This is a genomic window from Streptomyces sp. NPDC020801 (assembly GCF_044334385.1).
Taxonomy (GTDB): Bacteria; Actinomycetota; Actinomycetes; order Streptomycetales; family Streptomycetaceae; genus Streptomyces.
The window spans coordinates 1-23,047 of the sequence record NZ_JBIRST010000026.1; the positions used below are offsets into that span (position 1 = coordinate 1).

The window sequence follows — 23,047 nt, forward strand, 5'->3', positions numbered from 1 at the left end:
TCAGGTCACTCACTGTGCGTCACATTCCTGGTGTCAGCCGGGGCCCGACCAGCACCCAGCAAGATCACCTCTTACACAAAGGAGTAAACAGCCTCCGACTACCTGCTCGGCGGCAAGGACAACTACGCCGTGGACCGGGAGATCGGCGACGTGTTCAAACGCGACCTTCCCGGCTCGGTAGCAATCGCCTTCGCCAACCGCGCAGCCCTGACCCGGGCGGTCAGGGAGATCGCGACGACCACCGACGTACGGCAGTTCATCGACCTCGGCAGTGGTCTTCCGACCGCCGACAACGTCCACCAGGTCGCGCAACGGCACGCTCCGGAGTCCCGGGTCGTGTATGTCGACATCGACCCCCAAGTGCTGGTCCACGGCCGTGCGCTGTTGGACGAAAACGAGCAGACCCGGGTCGTTCCGGCCGATGTACGCAACCCCGAAGACGTCCGTACCCACCCGGACACCCTCAAACTGATCGACTTCGATCGCCCCGTCGCCGTCATGTTCAGCGCCATCCTCCACCACGTCAACGACGAGGAAGACCCGGCTGGGATCGTCCGCTACTGGCGCGACCACGTGCCCTCCGGGAGCTACTTCTTCGTCAGCCACTTCCGGTCCGGCAACAACCCGGAGACAGCGGAGGCCGAGGGAGTCCTGCAGCAGACCTTCGGCCGCGGCCGGTGGCGCAGCGACGAGGAGATCGAATCCCTGCTGGACGGCCTGGAGATCCTCGACCCCGGGATCGTCCCCGCGTCCCTTTGGCGTCCTGACGTCGTTGACAGCCCGTGGAACAGCAGCGGCGAACGGGAACTCACCGTCTGGGAGCGTCTCATCGCCGCCGGGCTGGCCAGGAAACCCTAGGATTCGTCCGGCGGCCATGTGGCCGCCCTGTGCCTGTGTCGTTGGTGTGGGCATGGGGCGGGGTGACCTGCCCGATGCCGAGTGGGAGCGGCTGCGGCCGTCCGTCGGGTGGACGGTCCTGTCAGCACGGTCGACCTGTCACGGCTGCCGTACCCGTACCCTCCGTTGCCGGCAGCGCAGGTGCTCTTGCTTCTCGGTTCCTCGAGTTGGTGTGGGGGTGAGATGGATGTCCTGGGGATCGACGCCTGCGCTAAGCAGGGGTGGGTGGGGATCCGGCTCACGGACGGCGCGTACGCGGAGAGCCTGGTGGCAGTGTCCCTCGATGCGCTGATCGAGCGTGCGGGTGCCGTGGAGGCGATCGCTGTGGACATGCCGCTGGGGCTTGTCGAGAAGGGCTGGCGTGCCGCTGATCCCGCGGCCAGGGCGCTGCTCGGGGTGCGGCGCAGCAGCGTTTTCCTGATCGCGCCGCGAGAACGGCATGGCAGGAACCTGATTGTGCGGCGGCCTCAAACCGGTGTCAGGAGCTGACTGGGAGTCGGCTGAGCCGGCAGGCCTGGGCGCTGGCACCGAGACTTCTAGCCTCGATCTCTCGTGACGGTCCGTCGGTTCTTTCGGCGGGCCGTTTCGGTTGTTCGGATCGGTGGTGGGCTCGCTGATGGCCCGGCTGTCGCGTCGGGTGGGCACCGGGTTCCACGGGCCTGGCGGGGGTGGTGCTGCTCGCAGGGACGGGAACGTACTGGTCAGCCGGGGTTCGGGATGGCTTCGAGCCGTGCCAGGGCGTCCGTTATCACGTCGGTCCAGGGCCAGTGGCGTGCGTACCTCAGGTGCCGGCGGCGGGCAGTGGTGACGATCTGGGCGTTCCTTGCGGATGATCAGCCGCATTCCCTTCGGCCAGCCCTTCAGTCAGCCGCCGGACAGTTCGGCGATCCAGGCGCCGTCGCGGATCTCGCCGCCCGGCTCGACGGCCACCGTCCATGCGGCGGTCGGAACCTTGAGCACGGCCCGGTGTATGGCGCCGGTGATGGGCATGCCGACCGAATACGACGGCCACCGCCCTCGCTGGGCGAGCCAGGCGACGAACTCGTGGGTGCCGCCACCGGAGTCGGTACGGATCAGCGTCTGGTGCCCGCGCCGGTACTTCTTCGGCAGCTGGGCCAGGGCGAGTTGAGCCGTGGTGATGTGGTCGGCGTCGGTATCGCTGCCTGCGTTGCCCGGCCTGAGCAGACCGGCCACCGGCTCACCGCTGCCGCCACTTCCGTGGTCGACGATCCCCATCAGAGGATGGTGTCCGAAGGTCTTCTTCCAGGTCGCGGTGGCGTCCTGCTTCTCGGAGTGGGCCAGCACGAGCACCCCGTCCAGGTCCACGATCACCTGCCCCGCGGCATCCGGAGCCGCGGTCTTGGCCACGTTCCAGACAGGCTCGCGGGCTTCGGCCCGCGCGGCCCGTATCGCGGACAGAGCCTTCGACCCGGCGGCGGCGAGGGTGTCGACCAGGCGGGAGACCGTCGGGTCGGAGGCCACTGGTCCCGCGCACCGGCCCCACGCCCACCCGCCCGCCGCATCGCACCGACCCCGCGTGCGGCCGCACGGCCCATGCCGCCCATGGCCCGAACCGTCACGCGAGGCACGGAGCCGACGGCACGGGCGGCCGGCGCTCGGCGAAGAGCCGACCGGAGTACGGGCGCCCGAGCCGAAGACCGGGGCGGTGGCGGGGGTGTCCGGGCCGAACGGAGGACCGCTGCCAGGGCCGTCCGAGCCGACGGACGAGCCCGTGGCCCGAGCGTTCGAGTGGCACGGCACGCCGGTGGTGCCGCAGGCCGCGCCGTCCCCGGTCCGCCGGGGGCGCCGTCGAGCCGAGTCGGCCCCGAAGCGACCCGACCGCGGCCTGCGGGCTTGGCTACGTCGGAGAGGCTCTCGGACTGCCCGGGTGTGAACCAACCCGGCCGAGGTGCCGGCCGACCAGCTCAGCAGCGTTCAGACGGGTGGCTGCTGTCGCTGTACCCACTGCCGAAGTTGTGGTAGTTGCCGTGGAAATCGTGGTTGGTCAGGCACTTGGGGTACACGAATGGCGGAAAATGCAACACGCCATGTGCCCAGGACAGATACACGTGCGGCATCGAGTAGCTGTAGCCGGGGCCGTCGATCGGAACCAGGTCGGAGGTCCAGAAGTCTCCGCTGATTTGCTGGTAGGGGCTGCTGTAGTACTTCTTGCCAGGCTGCTTGTGATTGGCGTCTTCGATCCAGATGGAGCCGGGGCCGGAGTTGGTGATGGAATCATCACTCCAGTGCACTTCGGCGTACATCATGCGGCAGCTGGGGATGTAACCGAGGTACAACACGCCAAGCGTGCCGCCCGTGGTGGTCTTCAGGGTCGTCGGGACGCTGGCCATTACCCGGTCGGAGCCGCAAGACGCAGCCTGTGCCTGCGCCGGCGCCGCGCCCAGCAGCCCTGCTCCGGTGACCAGAGCCGCGGCCGCAAGCGCCATGGAGAGTTTCTTCTTGAACCTTCGCCATCCAGGCGGGCTTGCGAACGAGCTGGCGGGGGTCGAACCTACGTTGGAAGCTGTGCCGGGTTTCATCTGAAATCCTTTCAGTAAAGGGTTGGAGAGGAATAGAGACCGACGCGAATCTGGTGTCTGTTTTGTAGACCGCGCCGTAGTGGCCGGTAACCGTGCGTACGCGGGCTCGGCTTGAGGCAGGCGGTATCGAGACACCTGGATCCACGCAGATACGCAGCGGTCACTCCCGTTCGCTTGGGCTGCTCATCACTTGGGCCTGGCTACCTCCCCTGGTCGCCTCAAGCGCGGAATCCGAAGGCACGCTCCGCACGCATTGCCCGCCTACTGGCCTTCGGCGAGCCCCGCTACGGCGACGATATGGACACGCGTCCGTCGGCCGTCCTAGATTCGTCCTAGTGCGAGGTCAGCCGGGGGATCGGCGCTGATCGTCACGTGGCGGGGGGGACATGAGATTCGGCGTGCTGGGGCCGTTACACGCCCAGATCACCGGACGCGAGGTCCGGTTCGACGGACCGCGGCAGGCCAAGATGCTGGCCGCACTTCTGATCGACGCCAACAACATCGTCTCCATGGAACGGCTCTTGGCCGTGATGTGGGACGGGAAAGCGCCTGCCACTGCGGTCCGTCAGGTCCAGGACGCTGTCTCCGGGCTGCGCCGCAACCTCGTCGCCTGCGGAGCGCCCGGCTCCTTGATCAGCACGCAGCGTGGTGGCTACCAGATCCACCTGTCCCCGGATCAGCTCGACCTGCTGCAGTTTGACCACGAGGGGCACCTCGCCGAACGGCACACGGCCCCGTTCGAGAAAGCTGCCGCGTTGCGGCGGGCGCTGGCCTGCTGGCGCGGTAACGCGCTGGTCGACATCTCCAGCCGGGTCCTGGAGCTCGATGCGGCACGGCTGAACGAGAAGCGCGCGGCCACGCACAAACAGTGCCTGAGCATCGAACTCGACCTGGGGCGTCATCGGGAGATCATCGAGGAGCTGACCGCCCTGCTGCGCGAGCACCCCTACGACGAGCACGTCGCCGAACACTTGATGGTCGCTCTCTACCGGTGTCGGCGACAAGGCGAGGCGCTGCAGGTGTACGAGCGGCTGCGCCGGACACTGGCCGACGAACTCGGCGTCGATCCCACCCCGCCGCTCCAGGCACTGCACCAGCGCATCCTGACCGCCGATCCCGCCCTGGCGGCTCCGCTCCCGGCAAGCGGTCCCTCGGACATACCACCGGAAAGTGCTGACGCGGCGGCCACCGGGCCGGCTATGGCGATGCCGGTGCGTCAACTGCCGCTCGACGTACCCGACTTCGTGGGCCGGGCGGAGGCACTGGCCGAGATCGCTGGACTGCTCGACGGGTCGGCGGCGAACCGGGCCCCGGTGGCCGTCATCGTGGGCGGTCCCGGTGTCGGCAAGTCCTGCCTGGTGACGCACGCCGCGCGTCTGGCGAGCGCCACCTTCCCCGACGGCCAGCTCTACCTCAACCTCGCCGCCACATCGGACGAGCCGCGGGACCCGGCGCTGATGCTGGCCGAGGCGCTGCGCGCGCTCTCGATCGCCGGCAGCGCGATCCCGAACGGCCTGTCTGAACGGGCCGCGCTCTACCGGTCGTTGTTGGCGGACCGCCGGATGCTGGTGGTGCTGGACGATGCCGGTCACGCCGATCAAGTGCTGCCGTTGTTGCCCGGGGCCGACGGCTGTGCCGTCTTGATCACCAGCCGCACTCTGCTGACGCAACTTCCCGGCGCCCGGCACATCGACCTGGACGTGCTGAGCCCGGCAGAGGCACGGGAGTTGTTCACCGGCATCGTCGGGCGGCGGCGGGCCGAGCGGGAACCGGCGGAGGCCGACGCGATCCTCGACTGCTGCGGCAACCTGCCGCTGGCGATTCGGATCGCCGGCGCCAAGCTCACCGGCCGCCCGGCCTGGTCGCTGCGGGTGCTGCGGGAACGGATCGAGGACGAGTCCCGGCGGCTGGCCGAGCTGAGGATCGGGGATCTCAGCGTGCGAGCCAGCGTCGAACTGAGCTTGCGGCTGCTGCCCGCCGACGCGGTGCGCGCGCTGAGCCTGCTGGGTCTGCTCGGCGCCTACACCCTGCCCGGCTGGGTGGTCGGCCCGCTGCTGGACCGGCCGGACGCCGAGGAGGTGCTGGACACCCTCGTCGACGCCAGTCTCGTGCGGCTCACCGCCACCGACGCCATCGGCCAGCCGCGCTACCGGCTGCACGACCTGATCAGGACCTGTGCCGTGGAGGTCGCCGCCCCGCTGCCAACGGCGGACAAGAGGGACGCGATCATCCGGGTGCTGTCCACCTGGCTCGATCTGGCCGGGCGCGGCACCGATCGGCTGCCGGCCGGACTGCTGGCCGCCGCGCCCGGTTCGACACCGCGCCGGTCGCTGCCCGACTCGGTCGTCGACCGGCTGATGGCCGACCCGCTCGGCTGGTTCGACGCGGAACGCGACACCCTGCTCGGCGCGGTGAAACTGGCCGTGGACTGGGGACTGGACGAGCTGGCCTGGGAGCTGGCGGCCAGCCCCGCGACCTACTACGACCACCGGTGCCTGTATCAGGACTGGCAGCACGGGCACCGGCTCGCACTGGACGCGGCCGAGGCCGCCGGCAACATGCGCGGCGCATCGGTGCTGCTGCGCGGACTTGGACAGCTGCACATCTACCGCGACGAGTTCGACCGGGCGACCCGTGCACTGGAGTCCTCTGTCGGGCTGTGCCAAGACGGCGCGGACAAGCGCGGAGAGGCGTTGTCGATGGCGATGCTGAGCACGGTCAGCCGGGTACAGGGCCGTGACGACGAAGCCGCCGAACGTGTCGAGCGGGCGCTGGCCATCGCCGTTGGCCAGGGCGACCGGCACCTCGAAGCGCAACTGTCCTGCTCGATGGCCGTGATGCGGCTCATGCAGGGCAAACTCGACGAGGCGGAGTCCTGGTTCGCCGAGGCCCTGCGCCAGGCCAGGGCGCTCGACGACGGGCATCGGGTGGCGGTCGTGCTGCGCCGGTTCAGCCGGCTGCACGATCGGCGCGGTGATCCGGACGAGGCGCTGCGCTGCCTGTGGCAGGCGCTCGCCACCTTCGAGGAACTGTCCGACGAGCGGTGCGCCGCGTACACGCTGCTGGAAGTCGGCCGCGTGTACGCCGGTCAGCACGACCGGGACCGGGCGAGCCCGGCGTTGGAACGCGCGGCGGACCTGTTCCACCGGCACGGCGACCGTCAGGACGAGGCCACGTGCTGGCAACTGATCGGCGACCTGGACGCCGCCGCCGGCGTCCACCACCTGGCGCACGAACACCGCGGGCGGGCGCAGCGGTTATGGCAGACGATTGGCGACATGAACCAGACGAAATCCCCAGCGCGACCATCGTCGCCGTGACCTGACTGACGCTGCGCATGCGCAAGCAGTGCGAGGGGTGAGCCGCCCTCGACACGGACACGGGGATAGGACCCGATACGCTTCTTCACCTGGGAAGTGCTTCTCTCCTCGGAGTGAACAGGGCCCCAGCAAGTCCTATCGTTGCAGGTCAGAGGCACCTTCCGCGTTTTGATCAACTCTCGGACAGGCCACCTCGTGAAAGCGCGAGGCCCCCTGGTCGGCGCACCGGATCGCGCTCGGGATCGCGGAGCGGGTCCCCACGATGCCCGAGCCGGACGCAGAGAGCCGCCTCATTGAGACTCGGTACTGACCCGGTCTGCACGTCGGCGGGCCTCAAGGACGCGCTCCCCGACCTCGGGCGGTGCGCGCCGCACAACTGGACGTTGGCGCCCTCGACGCCCTGATGCCCGCCGGGCGTCGAGGGTTTCATGGTCATTCCCGGAACGCCGGGCCGTCGGGCCAGGATCGGGCGACCTTCGCATCATTCGCGAACAGCCAAATCCACCTGCACCGCTCCGGTAGCATGATCGAACTTACGATGAGCACCATCATCGCCCGTCTCTCAACCGGAAATTGGCCAACCATTGATACCTATAGCATCGCGGGTGTTTTCGCGAATATTCTGCAGAATCGAATTCGCCGCGTGGCCTCGGCGGCGGGCGATGCTGTGGGCCATGGCGGGTGTGGTGGCCCTCGGATTCCTCGTCGCGCTGGAGATCTCCGCGCGTCGCTACGGCCTGCCGGGACCGATCACCAACCAGGTGCGAGAGGTGATATTCCCGCCTAAATCGGGCTTCCTGTTGTACGCCAGTATGGCGTTGATGATGGTGGTGCTCACCTGGCGGCAACGGTTCGTCGCGGCTGCCGCAGCGATCGGTATCGACGTCGCCTTCTTGCTGGTGCGTTGGGCGGCCGGAGCCGAGGTGACCGACGGGCACCCCTTCGGCAACGGCGCGTTGTGGGTGATTCTGGGCCATGCGGTCATCGCCGTCACGCGCCGCACGGGCCGGGAACGTGTCCTGCTGCTGAAGGGTGTCGGGCTGGGCCTGCTGCTGGTGGCCGGCCGCAAGGTCGGGGATACCTGGCTACTCATCACCTCGAAGACCCGCCCGGCGGTGCTCGACCAGTACGTGGCCACCGCCGATCGCGCGCTGGGCAATCCGTCGTGGCTGGCAGGCCGGATCGTCACGGCCACCGGCCCGATCGGCGCCCATGTTCTCGACTACGTGTACGTTCAGCTTGCGGTGGCCGCGGTAATCGTCGCGATGTACCAACTGCGCAACGTGGCGGTCGAGCGCCGCTTCCCGGGCCATCATCTGGTGCGCACCTTTCTGGTCATCGGCCTCCTCGGGCCGGGCATCTACATGATCTTCCCCGTGGTCGGACCGGTCTTCGCCTACGGCGCCGACGGCGGGCACTGGGCGGTGGCCAACCTGTGGCCGAACACGCCGCCGGTCACCACCCCGCACCAGATGCCGTTCGACGAGATCACCCCACGCAACTGCATGCCCAGCCTGCACACGGCGTGGGCTACCGCGATCTTCGTTCATTCCCGCAAGGGTCCATGGACTCTGCGCTTCGCAGGCGCGTTCTGGCTGATTGCGACGCTGACCGCAACACTGGGATTCGGCTACCACTACGGTGCGGATCTCGTTGCCGGTGTGGTGTTTGCGCTCACGATCGAGGCAGCGCTGCGCTCACTCGCATATGGCTGGGATCGGTCGGGAATCCAGCTGGTCACCTTCGGCGCAACGGTCTTCGCTGCGCTCTTGGTTTCATATCGCTATCTGCCGGTGGAGATGGCCGAGCATCCGTGGGTGTTCGGACCGCTTCTCATCGCGGCGATGACCGCAGTGGTCCACGGCTACGTACGGACAACCAAACTGTGGGAACCGAAAGCCGTACCAGTGCGGCGACCGGAACCGCAAACCGAATTCGTTTGAGTCTGCGAGTTTCAGCGTATGCTGAAACTTTGCCGGCGGGCAATCGGGTGAGTCCGCTACGGGCAAGGAGAACGGCGGGAGATGGTGGCACGGGCAGGAAGGGGACCGCGGGGGGAACGTGGCGCGCAGTCGGACCGCATCCTGGCGGCGGCGCGCAAGTCCTTCGCCGAGCACGGCTACAGCGGGACCTCGTTGCGGGCCGTGGCGCAGGCCGCCGACGTGGACCCCACCCCGGTGAACTACTACTTCACCGGCCGTAGGGGGCGATGGAGCGCTGAGCTGAGCGCGCCGGCCGACGGCTCCGGGAGGGTTGCCTCTCGGGTGCCCTTTCCAACTCGGCCGAGTGACAGGCTGGTTGGGGTTGGAGGCGGCGATTGCCCGCCCGCGGAGCGTGCGGCCTGTGCCCGTCGTTGTCAGAGGTGAACGGTACGGTCCGGGCCGTGAACACAGAGCTGGGCGGCGACTGTCCGGTGCGGCGGTTCGAGGGTGACTTCGGGACCCATATGACCCTCCGGCCGGAAACGGGCGGAGACGGCGGAGATCGTGCAAACCCTGCGGATCGTGCAGACGGGGAAGACGGCGACGAGGCGATACGCCGTTGGGCGGCACACCATGGCTTCAAATACACCCGCATCGTGCTGGACCGGGGCCGTACGCCGGACCAGCCCATGCTGACGTGCCAGGGGCGGGGAACCCCGGCGGAGCAGCTGGCGACGGCCCGGGAGTGGGTGGACCGGCTGCACGGCGACGGATTCCACGTGGCGCGAGTGAAGATCGAGGCGGCGCCTTGGAACGTCGGCGTCCCGCCGACGGACACCGAGGCCGTGGCTCTCCCCGGCCGGTACTGCTTCGAGCAGTCAAACTCATCCTGTCGAACGAGGCCGAGGCAGCCGCATTCAGGACGACCCGGACGGTGACGCCCTTGTTCTTCAGGGCTATGAGGTCGTTGACGGCCGTGGTGTCCTCCAGCTCGTACATGGTCGTGTCGAGTGAGGCCGTGGCCGAGTTGATGAAGTCGTAGATGGTGGGCCGGCTGCCGCTCTGCGAGAAGGCGAACGCCGAGTAGCTCGCGGCGTTCGCGGGGACGGCGGTGGCGAACACGGCGGCACCGGCCGCCAGGGCGACACCGGCACGGCCGAGGACCTTCCACAACATGCGTGGCTCCTAGTCAGTCGACGCTCACGTGGGGTGAGCGGGGCATGACACCACGCGCGTAGAACGCTGGGGAGGGGGAGTGCGGTGAGCTTGGCGTGACATATGCGTCGCGAGCGCGGGCAAGTGGGCTTCCGTGCAGGTGGGAGGGGGTGCGCACTGGGCCGTTGAAATGGCAAGGACTTGGTGTGTGGTGCCCGTCCGAGGCCCGCAGGTGGGTGGACGCTTCTTGGGGCGCCTCCGCGCGCCCCCCGCGCGTCCTCCCGCGCGCCCCTGTGCGGGCCCGCCTGGCGGCCGAGGTGGGCGGGCAAACAAGTTGAATGTCGTAATTGTCAAGAAAAAGCAATGCATATCCGATAATCCTGCATACTGGAGCTGATCTCGTACGTCCGTACGGGGAGGGAGTGATCCAGTTGACGGTCGGCTGGGATGAGAGCGGCGGCCTCGTCGATGTCTACGAGCGGTTCATGGCAGGTGAGCGGGTCGAAGACGTGGGCGGAATCGTCAGGACCCCGATCCTGACGTCCTGGCAGCGCTGCAAGTCGCTGGGGCTCGTCCCCGACCAGCTCTTCCTCACCTGTGAGCAGAACCTCGACCTGGACGGACGGCTGCTGGCCGCCGCATCCCCGGTCCTCGACCGGCTGGAGGCCGCGCTGGACGGACCGCCGGTGAGTGTGATCCTCACGGACGCACAGGCGCGCGTGCTGTCGCGCCGGGCCGGCGATGCGGAGTTGAACAGGCACCTGGACGCGGCCCAGATCGTCCAGGGCTTCGGCTTCCCCGAGTCCAGCGCGGGCACCAACGCCGTCGGTACCGCGCTGGCCGAGCGTCGCCCCGTCTATGTTCTGGGCCGTGAGCACTTCGCGGACTGCATGCAACTGCTCGCCTGCGCCGGCGCCCCCGTCCGTGATCCGCTCAGCGGCCGCGTCGAGGGGGTCCTGGATCTCACCTGCTTCCGGCGGCATTCGGATCCGGTGATGCTGCCCCTCGTGCAACAGGCCGCCGACGAGATCGAGCAGCGGCTGCTCGAACAGTCCTCGCAGCGCGAGCGTGAACTGCTCGCCGAGTTCCTCCGCACCCGGCGGGCCGCCGGAGAACCCGTCGGACCGCTCGGGGAACCCCTGCCCGGGGCGGCACCGGCCGCGGGCCTGATCAACCCCATCGACCAGGCCGTCCTCCGGGAGAGGGCCCAAGAGCTGATCGCCTCCCCGCACCAGGTGGCCACCGAGGTGACTCTGTCCGGCGGCCGGACCGCGGTGCTGGTCTGCCGCGAGGTGTGTGCGGCCTCCGGCGAGACGGGGATCGTCGTGGAAGCCGCCATCGCCGCCGGTCCGCAGTGCCGTATACCAGCGCCCTCAGGACCCGAGCCCTCCCGTGCGAGCAGGCTGGTGACCGAGGCGACGACGCCGCCGTCGGCAGCGGCCGCGGCCCCTCGGCATCGCGCCGCGGCGACGGCGGCCACAGCGCGTCCGACGGCACTCATCGAGAAGCATCAGGCCCGGGCAGAGGTCCAGGGCAGAGCGCAGCCACCGGCGCCGGAGCCCGGGCAGGCGCCCGGCCAGGGCCCCGCAGTGGACCGGGGCCAGGCCGTCCTGACGGCGGACGCCGCGACCGCCGCACCGACGGCTCCGGCGGAGGTCCCCCACACCCATGCGGGGCTGCTGCTCCTGGGCGAGCCGGGAGTCGGCAGGCTCGCCCTGTTGGCCCGGAAGCGCCTGGAACTGCTGTACGACGCCAGCGCGGCCATCGGCCGGACCCTCGACGTGACCCGTACGGCAGAGGAGCTCGTGGAGACGGTGGTGCCGCGGTTCGCCGACTTCGTCGCCGTCGACCTGCCCGACTCGGTGCTGCGCGGCGAGGAACCCGTCGATATCGGCGAAGGGCTGCGGCGGGTGGCGCTCGGGGCGGTACGCGAGGGCTCGCATCTCTACCCCGTCGGCCAGAAGGTCAGCTGGCTCGCCGCCTCACCGCAGGCGCGCTGCCTGGAGACCGGGAGTCCCGTGCTGGAGCCGGAGCTGAGCCGGGCCGCCGACTGGATGGCCAACGACCCGGGGCGCAGCCGGAAGGTCCTCGAGTCCGGAGTCCATTCCCTGATCACCGTGCCGATGCGGGCCCGCGGGGTCATCCTCGGTGTGGTCAGCTTCTACCGTGCCGAGCACTTCGGCCCCTTCGAGGACGACGACCTGTGGCTCGCCGGCGAGCTGGTCGGCCGGGCCGCGGTCTGCATCGACAACGCCCGCCGTTTCACCCGCGAGCACACCATGGCCCTGGCGGTGCAGCGCAGCCTCCTCCCACGGGGCCTGCCCGTTCAGGACGCCGTCGAGGTCGCGCACCGCTACCTGCCCGCGCAGGCCGGGGTGGGCGGCGACTGGTTCGACATCATCCCGCTGTCCGGAAGCCGGGTGGCTCTCGTCGTGGGTGACGTCGTCGGCCATGGCGTGCACGCGGCCACCACCATGGGCCGGCTGCGCACCGCCGTGCACAACTTCTCCGCCCTCGACCTGCCGCCCGAGGAGCTCCTCACCCACCTCGACGACCTGGTCGGCCGCCTGGACGCCGACAGTGGCGGAAGCGACGGGATCGTGGGTGCCACCTGCCTGTACGCGGTGTACGACCCGGTGTCCCGGCGCTGCACGTTCGCCCGGGCCGGCCACCCCCCGCCCGCACTCGTGCTGCCCGACGGCACCGTCGACTTCGTCGACGTGCCCGCCGGCCCGCCGCTGGGTCTCGGCGGACTGCCCTTCGAGCCCCATGAGATCGAGGTGCCCGAGGGCAGCCGGATCGTTCTCTACACCGATGGGCTCATCGAGCAACGCGGCCAGGACCTCGACGCCGGACTCGGTCTGCTGCGCCGCACACTCGCCGCCACCCGGCCGTTCGCCGATTCGCCGGAGGAGACCTGCGGGGCCGTCCTGGACGCCATGCTCCCCGCCCACCCAGGCGATGACATCGCCCTGCTCGTCGCCCGGACCCGTGCCCTCGACGCCGAACGGACGGTGCACTGGGACGTGTCGGCCGATCCGGCCGAAGTCCCGCGGGTTCGCGCGGCAGTCACCGAACACCTCAAGAAGTGGGATCTCGTCGAGCAGGTGCCCACCACCGAGCTGATCGTCAGCGAGCTGGTCACCAACGCCATCCGGTACGGCGGTGCCCCCATCCGGCTGCAGCTGATCCGCGATCACACGCTGATCTGCGAGGTGACGGACGGCAGCAGCACGTCCCCGCGCCTGCGGCGGGCCCGCACGACGGACGAGGGCGGACGCGGCCTCTTCCTCGTGGCCCAGCTCGCAGAACGATGGGGTACGCGCTACACGGCCGACGGCAAGGTCATCTGGACCGAGCAGCCACTGCCTCCCGACGGCTCGGACGGATCCGTCCGGCTCCCGGCCTAGAACCCCTGGAGCAGGGGGGCCGGCGGCGGGACCCGAACTCCATGGGCGCGGCGCCGGTATGCCTGCCGGGACCGCCGGCCCCCGGCATCGTGGTCGTCCACCGGGAACGGCTCCACCGCCGCCGCGCAAGAAAGCGCCCCCGACTCGCTGTGCGCGACGGCGTGGCCGTAGTGGCACGGTAATTCGGTGGGACGGCCGTTGACGCCCAGGGAGCCCTCGCCGAGGACCTGCGCGTCCGTGCGGCGCCGATTCGCTGTACGCCGCATCCTCCCCCTCCGCGTCGTACCGCGCCACGTCGGAACGGGTTGGAACAGGTTCGGGGAGCCGAAGGAAAATGTGGTGCCCTGCCGGTCCGTCCCTTCGTACACTTCCCACGACATCGCGCGCCGCCCTCAACCGGCCGCGCGCCGCCATGACATCCGAGGGGAGCCCGACGTGCGCAACCGCACCGACGTCGTCGTTCCCCCGTCGCGGTCCGAGGTGATCCTGGTGTCCTGGTCCGTCCGGTGCCCGCTGCGCGGCCGGTACCGGATGCCCGTGACGAGTATCTGACCCGGTCCTCTTCCCCCACCGCCCGCCCGTGGGCCGGTCGGGTCGACTGCGTCCTCACACGGGAATCGCGCCGCCCTTTTCCTGATCACCGATCATCCGAAAGGCCATGGGCCGTGCGCACCAACCCGGACGTCATCCATTCCGACGCCCTCACCACCACCCGCAACCTCGGCATCCTCGCCCACGTCGACGCCGGCAAGACCACCGTCACCGAGCGGATCCTGTACGCCACCGGCACCACCCACAAGCGGGGCGAAGTGCACGACGGCACCACCGTCACCGACTTCGACCCGCAGGAACGCGACCGTGGGATCACGATCTTCGCCGCGGCCGTGAGCTGCGCCTGGGACGGGCATCGGATCAACCTGATCGACACCCCGGGACACGTCGACTTCGCCGACGAGGTGGAGCGGTCGTTGCGGGTGCTCGACGGGGCGGTGGCCGTGTTCGACGCCGTGGCGGGCGTGGAGCCGCAGAGCGAGTCGGTGTGGCGGCAGGCGGACCGGCACGGGGTGCCGCGGATAGCGTTCGTCAACAAGATGGACCGGGCCGGGGCGGACCTCGACGCCGCCGTGGCGTCGATCCGGGAGCGGCTGCATCCGGCGCCGCTGGTCGTGCAGTTGCCCATCGGGGCCGAGAACGGCTTCACCGGAGTCGTGGACCTGGTGCGCATGCGCGCGCTGGTCTGGCCCGAGGGCTGTGACGCCGTCGAGGTCGGACCCGTGCCGGACGGGCTGCGCGAGGAGGCCGCGCGGCGGCGCCGGCTGCTCGAAGAGGCGGTCGCCGAACGGCATCCGGCCGCGCTGGAGGAGTTCTGCGAACGGCGGACGCTCACCGCGGCCACCCTCGGCTCCGCCCTGCGCGAGGTGACCCGCGCCGGCGACGGCGTCGTCGTGCTGTGCGGGTCCGCCTACCGCAACCGCGGTATCGAGCCGTTGCTCGACGCCGTCGTGGCCTACCTGCCGTCGCCGCTCGACGTACCCGCCGTATGCGGTACGCACGACGGTGCCGCGCAGGAACGCGCGGCCGATCCGCAAGCTCCGCTCGCGGCACTGGCGTTCAAGGTGAACGCCACCGCCACCGGGCGGCTGACCCACCTGCGCGTGTACTCGGGCACGATCGAGAAAGGAGACACCGTGTGGGACGCGACCGCGGGGCGCACCGAGCGCATCGGGCGGATCCTGCGCGTGCAGGCCGACCGGCAGACGCCGCTCGAGCGTGCGCTCGCCGGGGACATCGTCGCCGTGGCCGGGCTGAAGTCCGCCCGCGCGGGAGCGACCCTGTGCGATCCCGGTGCCCCGCTCGTCCTCGAGCCGCCCGGCGTCGCCGAGCCCGTCGTCTCCGTGGCCGTCGAGGTCCGCAGGAGCACGGACACCGGCCGGCTGGCGTCCGCGCTCGCGCGGCTGACCGAGGAGGACCCCTCGCTGGTCGTGCGGACCGACACCGAGACCGGTCAGACGGTGCTGTCCGGCATGGGTGAGCTGCACCTGGAGGTCGCCGTGGAGAAGCTACGGCGGGCCCACGGGCTCGACGTCAATGTCGGCCGGCCGCGGGTGGCCCTCCGCGAGACGGTCGCCCGCGGGGTGTCGGGCGTCGTCTTCCGGCACGTCAAACAGGACGGGGGCGCCGGGCAGTTCGCGCACCTCGTGCTGGACGTCGAACCCGCCGGCGGTGCCGCCGGGGACGGCTTCGTCTTCCGGTCGGCCGTCGTCGGCGGGCGCGTTCCGCAGGAGTACGTCCGTGCGGTCGAGGCGGGCTGCCGCGACGCCCTGGCCGAGGGACCGCTCGGCGGGCATCCGGTGACCGGGCTGCGGGTCACGCTCACCGACGGGGCCACCCATCCGAAGGACTCCTCGGAGCCGGCCTTCCGCACGGCGGGGCGCCTCGGCCTGCGCCAGGCACTGCGTGCCTGCGCCATGCGCCTTCTGGAACCGGTCGCAGAGGTCACGGTGACCGCGCCCGAGGATGCCGTCGGCGCCGTCCTCGGCGACCTGGCCGCACGGCGCGGCCGGGTGTCGGGACAGGCCGGCCGCGCGGGTACGGCGGTGGTCACCGCCACCGTCCCGCTGGCCGAGCTCTTCGGCTACGCGACCCGCCTGCGCGGCCGGACCCAGGGCCGGGGCACCTTCACGGCGCGCCCGGCGGGCTACGCCCCCGCCCCGGGCCCGACGGGCTCGACCGGTCCGACCGGCTCGACCGGTCGGACCGGTCCGACCGGGACTCCGGCTCGGTGACCCGCAGGCCGGTCCTTCCCCGCACACCGGGGAGGGACCGGCCGTCCCGCCGGCACCGCTGCGTCAGGGGTACGACACCACCGTCGACGGCGTCGTCGACGTCCCCGCCGTCGGCGCCCCCGTCTCGTTGACGACGTGCTCGTACTGCCCGTTGCCGCCCAGCGACACCACCAGCAGGTCGTGGAACCTCACCCCCGGCCGGTCGGGCGCCGCGAAGCCGTGGTGCTGCACGATCGTCGGGTCGACGTTGTAGTAGCAGTAGCTGCCCAGGCCCCAGCCCTCGTGGGCGGTGACGTCGTCGCCGACCTTGTAGGCGGCGTAGCCCTTGACCGAACCGTTCTGGATCGCCGCCTGGTTCGGTGCGTCGTAGGCCTTCTCGTTCTGGAAGAAGACGGTGCGGCCGCGCTGGCCGTACCACTGGACGTCGTACTTGTTGAAGTGCTCCACGAACAGGCCGGTGGCCAGTACGTCGTCGCCGTTCACGACGATGCCGTAGTCGGCCCGGTTGGTGTCCCAGCCGACGCCCGTGCCGTGGTCGGCGCGCCAGACCCAGGTGTGGTCGACGATGGTGTGTCGGCTGTTGATCACCATGCTGGTGGTGGCCTTGCCGGCCCCCGCGCCGCCGATGCGCACGAACACGTCCTGCACGGTGGTCGGGTTGGCCGAGTGGTCCTTCGACGCGCCGTTCGGGCCGACCTCCAGCAGGGTCGCGGAGTTGACGGGCCCGGCGTCGATGAGGAAACCGGCGAGCCGTACGCCGTCGACGTCGGAGACCTTCATCACCGTCACGCCGCCCTCCGGGACCAGGGTCGCGTACCCCAGGCCCAGGACCACGGTGTTCGGCCGGTTCACCAGGATCGGCCGGTCCACGTGGTAGATCCCCGGGGTCAGCAGGAGGTGAAGTCCCTGGGCCAGGGCCTGGTTGAGGGTCGCCGCGCTCACGCCCGGCTTCGCGACGTAGAACCGGGACAGCGGAAGGGAGGTGCCTCGCGGGGTGCCGTTGCCCCAGGTCACGCCACGGGCGTTGGTCCGTTTCTCCGGCAGGAACACACGGAATTGGCTCCCGCTGACGTACAGGAAGGGCTTCTCCCGGGAGACGGGGGTCGTGGCGAGCGTCGTGTACGGCGGGTTCGGGAAGCTCTGCGCGGGGGCGCCCTCGACGCCGGAGAAGACCATGTTCCACACGCCGTTGAGCCAGCTGCCGATCGCGCTGTCGCGGGTGTACCACTGCTGCTGCGAGTACGGGCCGACCCGGCCCTCGATCCGGCTGTCGGCGATGTAGCCGCCACTGGCCCAACCGTAGCCGGACGGGGCGAGGTCGAGGCCGCCGCGTACATGCATACGGCGAAACGGCGCCGCCTGTGCGACGGCCCAGCGGTTGGTGCCGCCGGCCGGGACGAGGGCGAGGTTCTCCGCCGAACGCCAGAAGTTCTGGGTGGCGTTGCCGTTGAACCAGCCCGCGTCCACCGTGACGTCCCCGTTGATGGTCGTGTCGTCGGGGGAGAGGCCGAGGCCCGCGACGGAGGTGTAGAAGCCGATCTGGGCGTTCAGGCCGTGGTACGCGCCGGGTCTGAACAGCAGGGCGTAACGGCCGGTGCCGAACTGGGCCGACTCCTGCCGGCTGAAGACGTCGTCCAGCTTCGCCTGGATTCCGGGCGTGGACGGGTCGAAGACGAGGACGTTGGGCCCGAGGTCGCCGCCGCCGGGCAGGGCGCGGGGCCTGCGGTGCCCGGTGCCCGGCGGGGCGTCGGGCGCGACCCCGCGTGCGGCGGCTCCGCGTGCGGCGGCTCCGCGTGCGGCGGACGCCGGCGTCGCGGACAGCCCCGCCAGCAGGGGAGCGGCCGCCGCGGCGGCGCCGAGGACGGCCCGGCGACCCATGGCGGGTGCCGGGGAATCTGGGGAGACAGGGGGCATGGGGCGGCTCTCCTGGTTCAAGAGATGAACGGAGTGGGGTTCGAGAGCGCTCTCTCGCCGGTGAATGCTTCATCCCTGTGAACGAAGCGTCAAGAGTTGTGACCAGACTTGTGCCGAGCCGCTGACGGGCCGTCAATCAACCGCGCATGCCGGGCGATGGACTGGAGAGGCGGGCGGGTGCCGGCGCGGACCTGCCGAGACCCAACCGTTGCACAGCGTCCATGGCGCCTGCCGGGCGCTCCCGCCGCAGGTCACCGGTCGGCCGGCCGCCGTATACAGCCGATCGCCGGCTCCCTGCGGCGGGCGGCCGCCGATTCACTCCTGCCGCATCCCTTGACGGGCCCTCCCCGGGAGGTTTAACTCACGTCCTAAATTAAGTCCTGAGGTGCTTCGGAAGTCGAACGGGTGGAGGGTCCCGACGGTCGGCGTCCGCAGGCGTTCTCGGGCTTCTCGACTCCCGGAAAGGGACACCAGGAGCCATGCGCAGCATCCGAGCCGCGGCCGTAGGCGCCGTCACCATGTCTCTCGCCCTTGCCGCCTCGGCCTGCGGAGGCGGTTCGTCGACGGGCGGCGGGTCCAGCGACTCGCCCGAGTCGCTCACTTACTGGGCCTCCAACCAAGGCGCCAGCATCGAGATCGACAAGAAGGTCCTCCAGCCCGAGCTCGACAAGTTCCAGAAGCAGACGGGCATCAAGGTGAAGCTGGAGGTCGTCCCCTGGACGGACCTGCTCAACCGGATCCTGACCGCGACCACCTCCGGCCAGGGCCCCGACGTCCTCAACATCGGCAACAGCTGGAGCGCCTCCCTGCAGGCCACCGGAGCCCTGCTGCCGTGGGACGCGAAGAACTTCGCCAGGATCGGCGGCAGGGACCGTTTCGTCGAGTCCGCCCTCGGCTCGACGGGCGCACCGGGCAAGGACCCGGCCGCGATACCCCTCTACTCGATGGCGTACGGCCTCTACTACAACAAGAAGATCTTCGCCGACGCGGGGATCGCCAAGCCCCCGGCGACCTGGGCCGAGCTGGTCGCCGACGGGAAGAGGATCCAGGCGAAGGGCAAGCAGGTGCTGGGCGCCGAGGGCTCCAACGTCTCGGAGAACATCCACCACGTCTTCGTCTTCGCCAGGCAGCACGGTGCCGGCTTCTACACCGCCGACGGCAAGCCCGACTTCACGAACGACGGCGCGGTCACGGCGGTCAAGCAGTACGTCGACCTGATGGCCAAGGACAAGGTCATCCCGGCGGGCGACGCCGAGTACGCGCAGAACCAGTCGGTGAGCGACTTCGCCCAGGGCCGTACGGCGATGCTGCTGTGGCAGTCGGCCTCCGCCAACCTCGCCTCCCAGGGCATGAGCGCGGACGCCTACGGTGTCGCCCCGGTCCCCGTGCAGTCCGGCACGCCCGGCGCCGGCACCCGGGTCAACTCCATGGTCGCCGGCATCAACCTGGCCGTCTTCAGGAACACCCACAACCTCGACGGCGCGACGAAGTTCGTGAAGTTCCTGACCGGTGACGACGAGCAGAAGATCCTCAACAAGGCCTACAGCTGCATCCCGTCGGTCAAGTCCGCCCAGTCGGACCCCGTGTTCAGCACCCCAGCGAACACCGTCCTGAAGAACACCCTCGCCACGAGCGCGGCAGCGCTGCCGCAGGTCGCCGACGAGTCCCAGTTCGAGACGACGGTCGGCACGGCCGTCAAGGAACTCTTCGCCGACGCCGCCGCCGGCCGCGCGGTCACCACGGACTCGGTGAAGGCCAAGCTGCTCAAGGCCCAGCAGCAGATGCCGGCGAAGTGAGCGCGGACACCGTCATGACGACCACCGCCTGCGAGCAGGCCGGCAGGGGGGCGGTGCCCGGCGGTTCTCCCGGTGCGGCGGCGCGCGGCCCGCGCCGCCGGTCCGGGCGGATCCGCCGCGCCGGGCTGCCGTACCTGCTGCTCCTGCCCGCCCTGCTCCTCGAACTCCTGGTCCATCTGGTGCCGATGGTGATCGGCATCGTGATGAGCTTCAAGGAGCTCACCCAGTTCTACATCCGGGACTGGGGCACCGCCCCCTGGTCCGGCTTCGGCAACTACCGCATGTCGGTGGACTTCGACGCCCCCGTGGGCGAGGCGCTGCTCCACTCCTTCCTCGTCACCGTCGGATTCACCCTGCTGTCGGTCGGCCTGTGCTGGCTGACCGGCACCGTGGCCGCGATCTGCATGCAGGACACCTTCCGAGGCCGCGGCCTGCTCAGGGCGCTCTTCCTGGTGCCGTACGCGCTGCCGGTCTACGCGGCCGTCATCACCTGGGTGTTCATGTTCCAGCACGACAACGGCCTGGTGAACCACGTCCTGCACGACCAGCTGCACCTCACCGGCAAGCCGTCCTTCTGGCTCATCGGCGACAACAGCTTCGCCGCGCTGCTGACCGTGTCGGTGTGGAAGGGCTGGCCGTTCGCCTTCCTCATCGTCATGGCGGGCCTGCAGAACATCCCGCGCGAGCTGTACGAGGCGGCCGCGCTGGACGGCGCCGGCATGTGGCAGCAGATCCGCCGCATCACCCTGCCGTCGCTGCGCCCCGTCAACCAGGTGCTGGTCCTGGTGCTGTTCCTGTGGACGTTCAACGACTTCAACACGCCGTACGTGCTGTTCGGCAAGGCCGCCCCCGAGGCCGCGGACCTCATCTCCGTGCACATCTACCAGGCGTCCTTCGTCACCTGGAACTTCGGCACCGGCTCCGCCATGTCGGTCCTCCTGCTGCTGTTCCTGCTTCTCGTCACCGGCGCGTACCTGGCGCTCACCTCACGTGGCCGGAGGTCCGCCGATGCATGACTCCCACCGGTCCCCGATGGCGCCGCCACGCTCCTTCCTCTGGTCCCGGCGGATCTTCCTCACCCTGCTGACCGGCTTCGTCCTGGTGCCGGTCTACGTCATGGTCTCCAGCTCGCTGAAGCCGCTCGCGGACGTCACGGGCAAGTTCCGCTGGCTGCCCAGCGACCTGACCGTCCGCCCGTACATCGACATCTGGTCGACGGTCCCGCTCGCCGAGTACTTCGTGAACTCCCTCGTGGTGGCGGGCGCCGCCACGGTCTGCTCGGTGGTGATCGCGGTCTTCGCGGCGTACGCGGTCAGCCGCTACACGTTCCGCGGCAGACGCGTCTTCACGGTCACCGTCCTGTCCACGCAGATGTTCCCGGGCATCCTGTTCCTGCTCCCGCTGTTCCTCCTCTACGTCAACATCGGCAACGCCACCGGCATCGCCCTGTTCGGCTCCCGCGGCGGCCTGATCCTGACCTACCTCACCTTCTCCCTCCCCTTCTCCATCTGGATGCTGATCGGCTACTTCGACTCCGTGCCGCGCGACCTGGACGAGGCGGCCCTGGTGGACGGCTGCGGCCCGCTCGGCGCGCTGCTGCGCGTCGTGGTGCCGGCCGCGATCCCCGGCATCGTCGCCGTCGCCGTCTACGCCTTCATGACCGCCTGGGGCGAGGTGCTCTTCGCCTCCGTGATGACCAACGACACCACCCGCACCCTCGCCGTCGGCCTGCAGGGCTACTCCACACAGAACGACGTGTACTGGAACCAGATCATGGCCGCCTCCCTCGTCGTGAGCGTGCCCGTGGTCGCCGGCTTCCTGCTGCTGCAGCGCTACCTCGTCGCAGGGCTCACCGCGGGAGCGGTGAAGTGACCGCCGACACCATCCTTTCCGAGAGGACTTCCGTGCCCGACGCCATCGACCTCGCCGCGCTCCCGGACGACTTCCTGTGGGGTACGGCCACCTCGGCGTACCAGATCGAGGGAGCCGTCGCCGAGGACGGCCGTTCACCGTCGATCTGGGACACCTTCTCCCACACCCCCGGAAAGATCGACAACAACGACCACGGCGACATCGCCTGCGACCACTACCACCGCTGGCGCGAGGACATCGCCCTGATGCGTCAACTGGGCGCGAACGCCTACCGGTTGTCGATCGCCTGGCCGCGCGTGCGGCCGGAGGGCGACGGCCCGGTCAACCCCAGGGGCCTCGCCTTCTACGACGAGTTGATCGACGGCCTGCTGGAAGCCGGCATCACCCCGTCCGTCACCCTCTACCACTGGGACCTCCCACAGGTCCTCCAGGACCGCGGCGGCTGGCCCGAACGCGCCACCGCCGAGCACTTCGCCTCCTACGCGTCGGTCGTGGCCGAACGCCTCGGTGACCGCGTCACACACTGGGCGACCCTCAACGAGCCCTCCTGCTCGGCCTGGATCGGCCACCTCGAGGGCAGGATGGCCCCCGGCCTCACCGACCTGAGCTCCGCGGTCCGCGCCTCCTACCACCTGCTCCTGGGCCACGGCCTGGCAGCCCAGGCGATCCGCGCCGCGAGCCCCCGCGCCGAGATCGGCATCGTCAACAACCTCTCGACCGTCTTCCCCGCCACCGGCCGCCCCGAGGACGAGGCGGCCGCCCACCGCCACGACGGCCACGTCAACCGCTGGTGGCTGGACCCGGTCCACGGCCGCGGCTTCCCCGCGGACATGCGCGAGGTCTACGGCGTGGACCTCCCCGAGCAACCTGGTGACCCGGGCACGATCGCCACCCCCCTGGACTGGCTCGGCCTGAACTACTACTTCCCGGCCGCGGTCGCCGACGACCCCACCGGTCCGGCCCCCCGCGTGCGCACCGTCCGCCGCCCGGGCGTCCCGCGCACCGGCATGGACTGGGAGATCGACGCAAGTGGCATGGAAACGCTGCTGCTCCGCCTCACCCACGAGTACGGCGCCCGCAAGATCCACGTCACCGAGAACGGCTCCGCCTTTGCGGACGTGGTCCGGCCCGACGGCACGATCGACGACCCCGAACGCCAGGACTACCTGGTCGAGCACCTCGCCGCCTGCGCCTCCGCCGCCCGCAAGGGCGCCCCGCTGGCGGGCTACTTCGCCTGGTCGCTCCTGGACAACTTCGAGTGGGCCTACGGCTATGCCAAGCGCTTCGGCCTTGTCCACGTCGACTACTGGACCCAGGAGCGGACGATCAAGGGCAGCGGGCACCGGTACGCGGGGATCGTGCGCGCGCACCGGGGGAGGGGGCGCAGGGCAGCTTGAGACCGGGCGCCCCGTCCCGGGGTCGTCCCTCCCGCCCT

The 23,047-nt window shown here is 70.1% G+C and carries 14 protein-coding genes and 1 pseudogene; 11 read left to right on the top strand and 4 right to left on the bottom strand.

Annotation, left to right across the window (positions count from 1 at the left end):
• Positions 1–102 precede the first annotated feature (102 nt).
• Positions 103–858 (top strand): SAM-dependent methyltransferase, encoded by a 756-nt coding sequence (locus tag ACH4UM_RS35450; protein ID WP_398188870.1) that lies wholly within the window; start codon positions 103–105, stop codon positions 856–858.
• 222 nt (positions 859–1,080) lie between these two features.
• Positions 1,081–1,386 (top strand): DUF429 domain-containing protein, encoded by a 306-nt coding sequence (locus ACH4UM_RS35455; protein ID WP_398188700.1) that lies wholly within the window; start codon positions 1,081–1,083, stop codon positions 1,384–1,386.
• A gap of 378 nt (positions 1,387–1,764) precedes the next feature.
• On the opposite strand, the pseudogene ACH4UM_RS35460 reads toward ACH4UM_RS35455, so the two are convergent.
• Together ACH4UM_RS35460 and ACH4UM_RS35465 are read right to left on the bottom strand one after the other, a co-directional pair.
• Positions 1,765–2,385: pseudogene (locus ACH4UM_RS35460) on the bottom strand (transposase); the annotation flags it as partial.
• A gap of 437 nt (positions 2,386–2,822) precedes the next feature.
• A complete protein-coding gene (locus tag ACH4UM_RS35465; protein ID WP_398188703.1) occupies positions 2,823–3,344 on the bottom strand; it encodes a hypothetical protein in 522 nt (173 codons plus the stop codon).
• A 491-nt stretch (positions 3,345–3,835) separates the two neighbouring features.
• On the opposite strand from ACH4UM_RS35465, the gene ACH4UM_RS35470 reads away from it, so the two are divergent.
• From ACH4UM_RS35470 to ACH4UM_RS35480, 3 genes are all read left to right on the top strand, one after another.
• On the top strand, positions 3,836–6,757 hold the full coding sequence (locus ACH4UM_RS35470; RefSeq protein WP_398188706.1) for an AfsR/SARP family transcriptional regulator: 2,922 nt from the start codon (positions 3,836–3,838) through the stop codon (positions 6,755–6,757).
• Between the two features lie 662 nt (positions 6,758–7,419).
• A complete protein-coding gene (locus ACH4UM_RS35475; protein WP_398188709.1) occupies positions 7,420–8,700 on the top strand; it encodes a phosphatase PAP2 family protein in 1,281 nt (426 codons plus the stop codon).
• 81 nt (positions 8,701–8,781) lie between these two features.
• Positions 8,782–9,123, top strand: a complete 342-nt coding sequence (locus ACH4UM_RS35480; protein WP_398188712.1) for a TetR family transcriptional regulator — start codon at positions 8,782–8,784, stop codon at positions 9,121–9,123.
• A gap of 195 nt (positions 9,124–9,318) precedes the next feature.
• Here ACH4UM_RS35480 and ACH4UM_RS35485 read toward each other — a convergent pair whose 3' ends face one another.
• On the bottom strand, positions 9,319–9,855 hold the full coding sequence (locus tag ACH4UM_RS35485; RefSeq protein WP_398188715.1) for a phospholipase D-like domain-containing protein: 537 nt from the start codon (positions 9,853–9,855) through the stop codon (positions 9,319–9,321).
• A gap of 401 nt (positions 9,856–10,256) precedes the next feature.
• On the opposite strand from ACH4UM_RS35485, the gene ACH4UM_RS35490 reads away from it, so the two are divergent.
• Both ACH4UM_RS35490 and fusA read left to right on the top strand, forming a co-directional pair.
• Positions 10,257–13,244 carry a SpoIIE family protein phosphatase gene (locus ACH4UM_RS35490; RefSeq protein ID WP_398188718.1) on the top strand — a complete coding sequence of 996 codons (2,988 nt, stop codon included), beginning with the start codon at positions 10,257–10,259 and terminating at the stop codon, positions 13,242–13,244.
• 665 nt (positions 13,245–13,909) lie between these two features.
• Complete coding sequence (gene fusA, locus ACH4UM_RS35495) at positions 13,910–16,030, top strand: elongation factor G (protein ID WP_398188721.1); 2,121 nt, start codon at positions 13,910–13,912, stop codon at positions 16,028–16,030.
• Between the two features lie 63 nt (positions 16,031–16,093).
• Here the strand turns inward: fusA and ACH4UM_RS35500 are convergent, their stop codons facing one another.
• On the bottom strand, positions 16,094–17,944 hold the full coding sequence (locus ACH4UM_RS35500) for a coagulation factor 5/8 type domain-containing protein (RefSeq protein ID WP_398188724.1): 1,851 nt from the start codon (positions 17,942–17,944) through the stop codon (positions 16,094–16,096).
• A gap of 479 nt (positions 17,945–18,423) precedes the next feature.
• On the opposite strand from ACH4UM_RS35500, the gene ACH4UM_RS35505 reads away from it, so the two are divergent.
• From ACH4UM_RS35505 to ACH4UM_RS35520, 4 genes are read left to right on the top strand one after another with little or no spacing between them, the layout of a single operon-like run.
• On the top strand, positions 18,424–19,740 hold the full coding sequence (locus ACH4UM_RS35505) for an ABC transporter substrate-binding protein (RefSeq protein ID WP_398188727.1): 1,317 nt from the start codon (positions 18,424–18,426) through the stop codon (positions 19,738–19,740).
• Between the two features lie 14 nt (positions 19,741–19,754).
• Positions 19,755–20,756 carry a carbohydrate ABC transporter permease gene (locus ACH4UM_RS35510; protein WP_398188730.1) on the top strand — a complete coding sequence of 334 codons (1,002 nt, stop codon included), beginning with the start codon at positions 19,755–19,757 and terminating at the stop codon, positions 20,754–20,756.
• A 16-nt stretch (positions 20,757–20,772) separates the two neighbouring features.
• Complete coding sequence (locus tag ACH4UM_RS35515; protein ID WP_398188873.1) at positions 20,773–21,612, top strand: carbohydrate ABC transporter permease; 840 nt, start codon at positions 20,773–20,775, stop codon at positions 21,610–21,612.
• A gap of 32 nt (positions 21,613–21,644) precedes the next feature.
• Positions 21,645–23,009 (top strand): GH1 family beta-glucosidase, encoded by a 1,365-nt coding sequence (locus tag ACH4UM_RS35520; protein WP_398188876.1) that lies wholly within the window; start codon positions 21,645–21,647, stop codon positions 23,007–23,009.
• Positions 23,010–23,047 lie beyond the last annotated feature (38 nt).

Coding starts and splice junctions, on each gene's coding strand:
- ACH4UM_RS35455 (WP_398188700.1), top strand. CDS start 1,081: ATGGATGTCCTGGGGATCGACGCCTGCGCTAAGCAGGGGTGGGTGGGG.
- ACH4UM_RS35465 (WP_398188703.1), bottom strand. CDS start 3,344: ATGGCGCTTGCGGCCGCGGCTCTGGTCACCGGAGCAGGGCTGCTGGGC.
- ACH4UM_RS35475 (WP_398188709.1), top strand. CDS start 7,420: ATGCTGTGGGCCATGGCGGGTGTGGTGGCCCTCGGATTCCTCGTCGCG.
- ACH4UM_RS35480 (WP_398188712.1), top strand. CDS start 8,782: ATGGTGGCACGGGCAGGAAGGGGACCGCGGGGGGAACGTGGCGCGCAG.
- ACH4UM_RS35485 (WP_398188715.1), bottom strand. CDS start 9,855: ATGTTGTGGAAGGTCCTCGGCCGTGCCGGTGTCGCCCTGGCGGCCGGT.
- ACH4UM_RS35500 (WP_398188724.1), bottom strand. CDS start 17,944: ATGCCCCCTGTCTCCCCAGATTCCCCGGCACCCGCCATGGGTCGCCGG.
- ACH4UM_RS35505 (WP_398188727.1), top strand. CDS start 18,424: ATGCGCAGCATCCGAGCCGCGGCCGTAGGCGCCGTCACCATGTCTCTC.
- ACH4UM_RS35510 (WP_398188730.1), top strand. CDS start 19,755: ATGACGACCACCGCCTGCGAGCAGGCCGGCAGGGGGGCGGTGCCCGGC.
- ACH4UM_RS35515 (WP_398188873.1), top strand. CDS start 20,773: ATGGCGCCGCCACGCTCCTTCCTCTGGTCCCGGCGGATCTTCCTCACC.